Here is a 10245-nt window from a genome sequence, read left to right on the forward strand (position 1 = left end):
CCCCTAGACTTTTTCCCTTACATTTTTGCCGAGCAGGCCTGACGGACGGAAAATCAAGATCAGAATAAGCACAATAAATGCCACCCCGTCACGCAACAAGGAAAATCCCGAGGCGCTTACCAAAGCTTCAATGACCCCCAGCAAAAGGCCGCCGATCATCGCCCCGGGGATGATGCCGATTCCGCCTAAAACAGCAGCAACAAATGCCTTTAGGCCGGGGATGATTCCCATTAAAGGTTCAATTTTAATATAGTAGGTCCCGAAAATGACTCCCGCCGCTCCTGCAAGGGCAGAACCGATTGCAAACGTCGCGGAAATGGTCCGGTCGACGTTGATTCCCATTAATTTTGCGGCATCAGCATCATGGGAAACGGCTCTCATTGCTTTCCCAATTTTCGTTTTATGAACGATAAACTGCAGCACAATCATGAGAAAAACGGAGACACCGAGAATGAACAGCGATTGGCTGCTAACTGTAATTCCGGCGAATTCAAGATTTGTTGAAGGAAGAACGGAACCCGGATATGCTTCAGGCTGGGCACCGCGTATGTATATGACTCCGTATTCAATAAGCAGCGATACCCCGATAGCAGTGATCAACGCCGCAATTCTTGTAGCATTTCTGAGCGGCTTATAAGCAATCCGTTCAATCAATACTCCAAAAATAGCACAGACAGCCATCGATAACAGCATCGCCGGGAAAAAGCCAAGCTCCAGAATTGTAATCGAATAAAAGCCCACAAAGGAACCGACCATAAACACATCGCCATGGGCAAAATTAATCAGTTTTACAATCCCGTATACCATTGTATAACCGAGAGCGATCAATGCGTAAATACTGCCAAGTGATATGCCATTGATTAATTGTTGAATGATTTCCATAACCGCACTCCTGTCTAGAAAAAACTATAATCCCCCTACAAAACTTGAATAGGGGGACAAGGCCCCCCTATTCCGAACTCAGCTCCTGCTGATTTATTATGGGTTTACTTTTGTTTCAAACTGTTGTTCGCCGCCTACATACTTCAAGATTGCTGCCGATTTAATCGGATTATGATTTTCATCAAGATTCATCGTTCCGGAAACAAGCGCTAAATCCTTCGTTTCCTCAAGTGCTTTCTGGATTTTTTCAGGATCGGCACTTCCGGCGCGCTTAATCGCATCGGCAAGGAAATAACCAGTGTCATAGCCAAGTGCTGCGAACGCATCAGGCTTTTTATTTTTATATTTTGCCTGGAACGCTTTTACAAAGTCTTGAATCTTTGGATCTGGATCATTGGAAGAATAATGGTTTGTAATATACGTATTTTCAAGCGCTTCAGCACCGGCGATTTCTACTAGCGTCGGGGAATCCCAACCGTCGCCGCCCATGAATGGTACATCCAGTCCAAGTTCACGCGCCTGTTTGACAATGAGACCCACTTCTTCATAGTATCCAGGTACAAAGACAAATTCCGGATTCTTTGATTTGATTCTTGTTAAAGTGGCACGGAAGTCTGTATCCTTGGCGATATAAGCTTCCTCACCGACAATTTCTCCGCCATTCTTTTTAAAGGCGTCCTTAAAGGAATCAGCAAGCCCTTTGGCATAATCGCTTGCACTGTCAATCAAAATAGCTGCTGATTTAACACCTAAATCTTTCGTCGCAAAGTTAGCGGCCACGGTTCCTTGAAACGGGTCAATAAAACATGTTCTGAACACAAAATCATTTAATTTACCATCAGCACTTGTAATCGTCGGACTTGTTCCTGTCGGGGTTATCAACGGAATCTTGTTTTCCTGGACAATATCCACCTGGCCAAGCGTATTTGTACTTGTTGCTGCCCCGACAATGGCCGCAACTTTATCCTGGCTGACAAGCTTGATCGCTCCGTTTGTCGCTTCAGGAGCTTCGGACTTGTTGTCGACTGGCACCAATTCAAGTTCTTTGCCGTCAATTCCTTCTTTATTAATCTCCTCAATTGCAAGTTTAAGCCCTTCATTAATTGATTGGCCGTATGAAGCTACTCCCCCGGAAAGCTCAAGGTTGGCACCAATCTTAATCGTCTCTCCACCGCTTTCACCTGATGATTTCTCTCCGCCACCGCCACATCCGGCGATTACACCTGCCATTAATAATAAAGACATAAAAATTCCTGCTGTTTTTCTTTTTCTCATCTTTTTGCCCCCCTATTTTTACTCTTGTTCGGATTGATCAAATTGATTTTGAGTCTTATGAAGATAATCAATATTCTGAAAACATTGTACATGATTATTCCCTATTAGTCTATGACAAAAATACGAAATATAAGAGGGTTTTCTTTTAAAATTATCCATGTAAAGGTCGCGGTGCTATCAAAATCCCAGCCAACTTTTGTTGATTTGCTCTGTTAAAAGAAATTGTTGATTTTTGATATCTCAGCTTTGTGGCCTGTTATTATTTTTATCTTGTTTTCTGTCTAGAGTATGTGTTATCACGATCTATCATTTGTCACTGAAATTAAGTGATCCTTGTCGACTTTGGAACCATTAAGTTCAAACCCGAATGTAAAGCAACGGCTGTTTTTTATAGCCAGAAAAGGAACAGAGCATTTACGATCGAATACTTGACAGAGCCGATTTCTGTTCATTAAATTGGGGTAATCCAGGGAATCAAGTGAAAAGCAGAGGCATTGAGGCGAAAGAAATGAAGATTGGAAAAAAGAGTTTTATGAACCGTGGCGGGATTATTGATCACAACAGCAGATCCTATAAGCGGTCTTTGAAATTTTTCCAGTGGAATGCAGAACTGCGAGGGAGAATATCCGACTTTTATGAAGCAACAGCAGATTTATGAGCGAATTTCTGAGTTTATGAGCGGAACCCAGATTTATGAGGTTTTTCCGATTTTATGAGCGGAACGCCAGATTTATGAGAAGTTCTACTGATTTATGAGCGCAACGCCATATATCAGCCAAATTCCGAATATATGAGCGAATTCGGAACTAAGTGAAAATGAGTTGTGTATAAGCCCAGCCATAATTTGCAACGATCAGGAAACTAAAAAAGACCCAAAATACGAAGTTTACAAGCCTTCATACTTTGAGTCTTTGCTTTTATTCATTCACAAGAACAGTATCTTTCTTTGGCTGATCAATTAATTCATTATAAAATGTCGCGCACGCAGCTGAGATATAAGGGCTAATCCACAAAAAGCCGATCCCTAATGAAAGCACGGCAAGAATTCCCCATCCGATGAAGCTCAGGTGCATTAAGAAATATTTCCACTTGTAACCTTTCATTCGCCGTCTGCTCTCAGTGATCGCTTTAATAACGGTATACTCCGGGTGATCTTTCAGCAGGAAAAAGGTTTGCGAATAAGCGATAGCTTTTATAATGCCGGGAATAATCAATAATAAAGACCATAGAACGATAAAAATAAATACCAATATAGAAGCTCCGATTAGCTTAAGTGATGTTTTTCCGTCTTTATAGATCGCAAATACTTGAGCAATTTTCGCAGCTTCTGATCTTGATAGGTTGAGATAAAACCAGGTAGCTGCGATCGTGAGCGGAATTAACACTATCGAGATTACGATATTGGCGATATCCACAGCAACGGGGGTTTGTTCCTGCCACAACCAATTGTTAAAGCCACCGCTTAAGATGACTTCAACAATCGCTGAAACAACCGAATTCACCAAAAATAACAAAAAGGTAAGCAGAACGGCTAATCCCCATTTGCCCTGTAAAGATTTTAAAGCCAATTTCTTGATTTCAGAAATGGTCATATTCATGCGTTGATGTATCCTCCTTTTGTACTAGGAATATACTATCATCTACGTTTTTCGATACAGGGAATGTGAGGAAACAGATGTGTATGTTACATGTTATCGAGCAAGGAAATTTTATCCCCCACGTTAATTTCTCCTGTCTTCAATACTGAGGCATAGACGCCAAAATAATTATTTCTTTTTTGAACGACCGTTTTTAATAAAGTTAGATCAAGCGTGCCATGATCAGGATCCATCGCTATGATCGTGCATCGTTCACAGTGCCTCTTTATTTCCAGTTCCGCCTCCCCGATTAACATTCGCTTTCCAAACCAGCTATCCTCTGTAAAGGGAATTTTTTCAACGAGGGAGATCAGGATGTTCGGGCGAAAACGCCGGTTGTCGACTTTATCTCCCCATAATTCTTCAAGCTTTGCAAGAGATGCATCCGTTGTGAGTAATAGATGCTCTTCTTCAATTGCTCCGAGTGGAACATGCTCCGGTCGATACTGGATCGGCGCAATTGTTTTTTTGGATAACATCTCAAGCTCTTTATGCAATGCCGTATCTCCCCACTTATATGTATGGCCAAAAGGAGATTGAATTTTAATAGCTGGGAACTCTGTTAAACTTTCAGGTCCGGTAAATTCAGCATGAAACATGAGCATGGCCGGAAGCTGGGTCGCGGTTAGAAACTTGCCCGGTCTTGTTTCATCCAGAAAGGCATGGCTGCGATCCCCATAGAGACCGTATGATTGAATCGTAGTTTTTTCAACCTTCTCGCCCCGAAAGGATTTGACAGGATGGCGGATAATCTCCTTGATTTCTCCAATGACCATATTTACCCCTCCTTCCTCTACATTTAATTTTGAACCTGCAGCATAAAAACCATTTTACGGAAAGTGTATTCGGGCAAACAGTTTTTTAGTATACGAAAAATTCAAATGAAAGCAGGCCAAAGTCGGAAATAGGCCTGCTGGTTGTTATGTTGCTTTAATGCAACTGCGCATTGGAACCTTATTTCAGCAATTGTTTCATCTTTTTTGCCGTAAAACTATTCATCCGCAGCCAATCCAAGTCCGGATCTGAGCTGGCGAGATTTCTGAAGTAGTCATTTCCCATGTTTTTCACTGCAAATTTCAGATGCCCGAATGCTTCCAGGGCATCATAGCCAAGGACGGATAAGTACATGCCTTATTATAGTGGGCCATTAAAAATCCTTCTTCCATCTCTAACAGTTCGTCAATAACCGCAAGTGCTTTGGCTGTTTTTCCCTGGCGGTGGCAAAGAACACTTACTTGATTGTAGCCCAGTAGGAATTGAGGTTGCAGTTGAATGGAGATCCTTGCGAATTCCTCTGCTTTTTCAAATTGCTCCAGCTTCTCATAGACCCGGCTGCTTTCATAATAAACTCATAATCCTTTGAATCTGCTTTAAGCGCTTTTTCGAGATGGAATTCAGCCTTATGAAGAAGGTTCAGATCGTTATACAGCTTGCCTAAAAAATAATGGGCAATGGCATTTCCAGGCTGTTCGTCCAGGCAGTCCTGCAACAGCTTTTCAGCTTTCTGAAGCTCATCGCCCTTGTCTGGAAATTCTTCCTCAATATGTTTATTCACAAGGAGCTGTGCATAATAACTGCGCCATATCGAAACTCCATTTTTTCGCGAGAAAACGGGCGGCCTCGGCCATTGATTTTTCCATTTGTCCCTGGGAGCTGTAATATTCATATAACCAAATAAGCGTCTTATCGTTATTCGTGTCGAGGGAATAACTGCCTTTATATAGTTCGATCATTTTTCTTTCAAACATTTTTATTTGTTTCATATGTTTTAGCTTATTTAACCAGGAAGAGTTTTTCAGCTCCAACAAATGTTGTGCCAAGTTAGTAAATGGACACACTTTCATAATACCCTTTGTTTATCGCCATGAGCTTGTACGATCTCATTAGTTTATTGCCTATGCCATGTCATAATACCCCTGCCATGTAAAAGTCATCTCGCCCCTTTCTCGTTCTTGTTCATTTCTCCATGTATTCAAACGATACTCCATGATGGTACAACCTTCATGAGTTATGAATTTCATAAGTAACATTACTCACTTTGACCCAATTATTTATCCCTATATTTTCATATGCAAAATTAGATAAAAATCTAAAAATAAGAAGAACGGCTATCCCGAAAGATAACCGTTTTATTAATTAATAATTCTTACTCTATTTATCTGAGTTGTTTTCTAACTCTTTTAAAAAATCTGGGTCAACCCATACTTTTTTCACTTTGTATCCTTCTTCTTTTGATTCCTGTATGTCATCTCTCTCAATAGAATTTAAAAATTCATTAAATGTTTCTGCAATAAAATACAAATCATTAATAGTTATTTTTCCTTCATCGTATTTAAGTTCTTCTTCATGATCCGAAAAGTAAACATATCCATATCTATCTTCTGATAGATTTAAACATACCAAATTCCCGCCTGCATCTCTTCCAATTGGAATACAAGTATTAGGTATTCTATTTTTATATGTTTCAAATTGGCTTATTAAATCATCGTCAGACCCTAATCCACACATAGATGTCAAAATAAACTTTTGCTCTCCATTTTTAAAATAACTACTAATGCTATTTTTTACATAGCCACCATTATGGTGTCGCAAAAATTCAATGTAATCATTTGGTAACTCATAACCAATTTTTTTAGAAAATGCGATTAATTCATTTTCATTAAATCCTTCATTTGAAACTATGTTAATCATAAAACACCTCCGCTATTTCTGCTAAGGTCTTAGACCTTTATTAATTAATGAAGCACCACCAGTGTGCCTTACTGCTCCATGAATCTCACTTGGAACCAACATCATTGTTTTTCCATCTTCTACATGATGCCATGTATATCCTGCTGGAGTATTTTTGAGACCTAATACCTCATTAGCTTTTTTAAAATCATAATAATGGTCGCCGATTAATCCCTCTATTTCTAATTTAGCTTTTGAATAAGGACTGAAACCAGGAAAGCCATCTTTCGAAAACTTGACACCTTCAGGATACTTTTTGCCTAGATCACCACTTAGTTTATAGACTTCTCCTGCATATTTTTTATTTATTATTCTAACCCCATCTAAAGCATTACCCGTACCCCTATGTTGTAATCTTAAAAGCTAAAAATAAAAAAGTCAGCCATTTATAACCTTATTAAACTACTTCTTTCTCTTTCATTTTTGGTAATTCATAGGCTGTTTTGTGTTTCATCATGCCAAATATAATATTAACAAGCCTTCTCATTATGCAAACCAATGCTTGCCCCTTAGTTTTGCCTTCTTTAAGCTTTCGTTGGTAATAGGCATGGAACACTGGATTCCTTGGAACTTTACTTCCTTTTGCTACTTGCACTTGCTGGACTGCTAGGTTGTAAAATAAAGCGTGCAGCGCCCGATTTCCCTGTTTGCTTTTTTGTTCCTTACCTTTCCCACCAGAACCAAAATAAACAGGCGCAATCCCCGCAAATCGTGCCAATTTGTTGGCATCTGGAAAGCGTCTTACATCACCTATCTCTGCAATTAAAGCGGACGCTGTCACAAGGTCAATTCCTGGCATAGAGTCTAGTTGAAAGTCTAGTAAGCTCATTAACTCTTTTAATTCTCTTTCCACCTTGCCTATTTCCTGCTTTCCAAATAAAATGTGGCGCACAATGCTTTCTACTAAAAAGTTTCGTGTTTCTTGATGTTCTTTTGTTGTATTCCCATCCTCTTTCACTAGCTTCAATATTTCATTCGCTTTTTTTACTGAACATGTATTGTTGCTTACTTCTAATAAAAAGGTGGTCAACTGTTTAACACTCACACCTTCTAAACAAGACGGTGAAGGATAACGTTCCCAAAAAGCCAATGCTGTTTTTCCATCTACCTCTGAAAAAAACTTTTTGTAGCTTGGATAATGATGACTCAATTGAATGTGCAGTTGGTTCTTTAAAGCACCTTGGGCCTTTACTAATGCATTTCTTCTAGTAACTAATTGTTGTATTGACCAAAATAAATCATGTGGTTTAGCGTCTGGCAATTGGTCAAGTTTATTTACCAATATGCGTGCCACACATTCTGCATCCCAACTGTCACTTTTTTGTGTGGTCATATGGCTTTTTCGTTCAGCGTATGAAAGAGCTGGGTTTACTTCTTTGACAACCTGACCATGATCGGTTAAAAACTGTGCTAACGATCTGCCATAGCCACCTACATCTTCTAAACCAAATACAGGTGTCAATCCTTCTTCCATCAGTTTATCAATATTCAGTAAAAACGTGGAGAAGGCGGCAGGTCTATTTTCAAACTTTATTTCACCTAGTTTCTCTTGCCAACAATTAATAATAACCGCCACATGGTGCTGTTTATGTAAGTCCACTCCGACATAAAAGTATTTCTGTTTTTCGTGCATTTTCTCTTCCCCCTATTTAAATAAATGAAAATGCCGGCAACCTTAGTTCGAGCGTTCACCATCCGGTGCGCATTGGTACGAAAGCCTATCCATTTTCAACCTTACAGAAGAACTTATAAGAAAATGAGTCCCTTTTTTAAGTAACCTTTTAAATTATTGCTTCATGTTTCCCATTTGCTTGTATTTGTCCGTATGTATAAATCCCTTGATAAAAGCTCTGTCGGTCTAAAATGCGTTTCACTTGTACTTTGGTAAATGCTTTACCTTGTGTTGTTTGATAACCCTCCTCATTTAGAGCTTCTGCCAACCTAGACAGTGACCATTTTTTATATTTTTGTTTAAGTTGAAATAATCTTTTTACTACTTCTGCATGCCCGTTATGTATTTTTAGTTCTTTTTTTTCACCCTTTTGTTTGGTATAGCCAAAGGTAGCCCTTCCTCCTGCATAACCACCTTCTTTCGCTTTTTTATTTCTTCCTTTCGTTAGTTTCAGTGCTATTTCAAGCCGTTGGTATTGGTCTAATAACTCCATTAAGCCGTTGACTAAAAAATCATTTGGGTCTTTCTTATGGATACTGTAAAAGGGTTGTTCAATGCTTTTAATATCACAGCCATATTTCTTCAGCTCTCGTTGTATCAGTACTTTCACAATATCTGACCGCCATAATCGGCTTGTGTTCAGCACCACCGCATAATCTATTTGGACAGACGAAAGGTGAGCCAACATCTCCTGTAAGCCCACCCTGTCAATTTCTAATGCTTCTTCATTCAGTTTTGCGCCACTAATTCCTTCATCTCTAAAAATATGTATCAAGTTCAAGCCTTGTTCTTCACAATATGCTTTGATTTCATCTTCTTGATACTTCAAGCTGTATCCATCTCTTGCTTGCCCTTGAGTTGAAACTCGTATATACCCGACAACGTTCAATTTTTCACCCTCCCGTTACGAAAATTAAAATTTATGTAACGCTTTTTAAACGAATAGCGAGTATTATACGACCGTCTCTTTAAAAATTACAACCCTATTTTTATTTGCCCTAGGCTATACTAGGAACCGTTTTACGCATTCTATTGTTTATCGCCACGAGCTTTGTCATTCTCGTTAATTTATTAGCTATTCCATGTAAAACTACCCCCGCCATGTAAAATGTCATCTCGCCTAATTATCGTACTTGTCACTCTATCCTAGCATTAAAAGCAAACTCCATGATGGTACTACCTTCATGAGCTCTCGATTCTTAAACAAATCATTTTCATATTGTCCCACTCAAATATTTTGCTGATTTAATCTAAACTAAAGTAAAAAACCTTGAAAGGCATTTAGCCAATCAAGGTCCGTTTTACTATTCTTTGAAACTTTGTATCCATTCCATAATGTCCTCAAAAGTATGCAAATAACTTGTAGGGGAATCTTTTAAATCAATGCCGGAAACAACATCCAAGTACTTCCATACTAACAGTTTTCGCTCACTTAATCCCTGTTCATCCATGAACTTTCGGGTCCAATATTCTGCCCAATTTGAAACTTCTTCTCTAGTTAATGACCCATTTAATACTAAGTTTAGTCGCTTAATAATTTCCTCAACTGTTGGTTCCAAAATATCACCACTTTTTAGTTAGATTTCCACTTTCATCAAACATATAATGTTTCTTAACGGCTCCAAGTTGTGGCCTCACTTGTCTAATTTTACCTGAACCATCTAAAGTTTCAAGCCAAGTCCTAACATTTCCTGTTCTTGGATTTAATTCTTGGACTGTCCTTCGTCCAATCATTTCACCAGGTTTCGTCGCTGGTTGTATTTCACCATAATAACGAATTCTACCATCTTGTAATTCCTTTCGGGCTTGAGATCCGTATCTTTCTGTGTATTTTAAATCCTTTTTTAAGAGTTCGTAGTTAAATATATTCTTTGCATCGTTACCCGTACCCTTAATTGAATTAATAAAATTTATAACTTTTTTATTTGAAGAACTGGCAAAAGAACGAATGGATTTATAAGCCGCAGGAACTTTTGTTACAAATAAAGTGTCATAGGCCATTCTGCCTAACACTCTTAATTTACTCATAGGTGGACTATACGGACTTTC

At 38.9% G+C, this 10245-nt stretch carries 13 protein-coding genes; 1 reads left to right on the top strand and 12 read right to left on the bottom strand.

The window, feature by feature from the left end; translation table 11 throughout:
* Positions 1 to 3 precede the first annotated feature (3 nt).
* Complete coding sequence (locus tag CVD23_RS01325) at positions 4 to 882, bottom strand: branched-chain amino acid ABC transporter permease (protein ID WP_101575312.1); 879 nt, start codon at positions 880 to 882, stop codon at positions 4 to 6.
* 96 nt (positions 883 to 978) lie between these two features.
* Positions 979 to 2157: an ABC transporter substrate-binding protein gene (locus CVD23_RS01330; protein WP_101575311.1), complete on the bottom strand. Its 1179-nt coding sequence runs from the start codon at positions 2155 to 2157 to the stop codon at positions 979 to 981.
* A 508-nt stretch (positions 2158 to 2665) separates the two neighbouring features.
* Between CVD23_RS01330 and CVD23_RS21760 the strand changes: the two genes are divergently transcribed.
* A complete protein-coding gene (locus CVD23_RS21760) occupies positions 2666 to 2815 on the top strand; it encodes a hypothetical protein (protein WP_180955485.1) in 150 nt (49 codons plus the stop codon).
* Positions 2816 to 3074: 259 nt separating this feature from the next.
* On the opposite strand, the gene CVD23_RS01340 is transcribed toward CVD23_RS21760, so the two are convergent.
* The 10 genes from CVD23_RS01340 to CVD23_RS21765 all read right to left on the bottom strand — a co-directional run.
* Positions 3075 to 3755, bottom strand: coding sequence for a DUF975 family protein (locus CVD23_RS01340; RefSeq protein ID WP_308303480.1), 681 nt, complete (start codon positions 3753 to 3755; stop codon positions 3075 to 3077).
* Positions 3756 to 3841: 86 nt separating this feature from the next.
* Positions 3842 to 4570 (bottom strand): MOSC domain-containing protein, encoded by a 729-nt coding sequence (locus tag CVD23_RS01345; RefSeq protein ID WP_101575309.1) that lies wholly within the window; start codon positions 4568 to 4570, stop codon positions 3842 to 3844.
* Positions 4571 to 4870: 300 nt separating this feature from the next.
* Entirely contained in the window at positions 4871 to 5110 is a 240-nt protein-coding gene (locus CVD23_RS22750) for a hypothetical protein (protein ID WP_373270843.1), read from the bottom strand.
* Positions 5026 to 5349, bottom strand: coding sequence for a tetratricopeptide repeat protein (locus CVD23_RS01350; RefSeq protein WP_101575308.1), 324 nt, complete (start codon positions 5347 to 5349; stop codon positions 5026 to 5028). The genes CVD23_RS22750 and CVD23_RS01350 overlap by 85 nt, the downstream gene beginning before the upstream one ends.
* A gap of 596 nt (positions 5350 to 5945) precedes the next feature.
* Positions 5946 to 6485, bottom strand: coding sequence for an SMI1/KNR4 family protein (locus CVD23_RS01360; protein WP_101575306.1), 540 nt, complete (start codon positions 6483 to 6485; stop codon positions 5946 to 5948).
* Between the two features lie 21 nt (positions 6486 to 6506).
* Positions 6507 to 6836 carry an HNH endonuclease gene (locus CVD23_RS22660; protein WP_101575305.1) on the bottom strand — a complete coding sequence of 110 codons (330 nt, stop codon included), beginning with the start codon at positions 6834 to 6836 and terminating at the stop codon, positions 6507 to 6509.
* An 85-nt stretch (positions 6837 to 6921) separates the two neighbouring features.
* A complete protein-coding gene (locus CVD23_RS01370) occupies positions 6922 to 8157 on the bottom strand; it encodes an IS110 family transposase (protein WP_101575304.1) in 1236 nt (411 codons plus the stop codon).
* Between the two features lie 148 nt (positions 8158 to 8305).
* Positions 8306 to 9085, bottom strand: coding sequence for a recombinase family protein (locus CVD23_RS01375; protein WP_101575303.1), 780 nt, complete (start codon positions 9083 to 9085; stop codon positions 8306 to 8308).
* Positions 9086 to 9500: 415 nt separating this feature from the next.
* Positions 9501 to 9755, bottom strand: a complete 255-nt coding sequence (locus CVD23_RS01380) for a hypothetical protein (RefSeq protein WP_245917248.1) — start codon at positions 9753 to 9755, stop codon at positions 9501 to 9503.
* A gap of 4 nt (positions 9756 to 9759) precedes the next feature.
* The coding region (locus CVD23_RS21765; RefSeq protein WP_219619903.1) for a hypothetical protein at positions 9760 to 10245 on the bottom strand (486 nt) is incomplete at its 5' end.

This window comes from Bacillus sp. V33-4 (assembly GCF_002860225.1).
In the GTDB taxonomy this organism is placed as follows: Bacteria; Bacillota; Bacilli; order Bacillales; family Cytobacillaceae; genus Bacillus_BJ; species Bacillus_BJ canaveralius.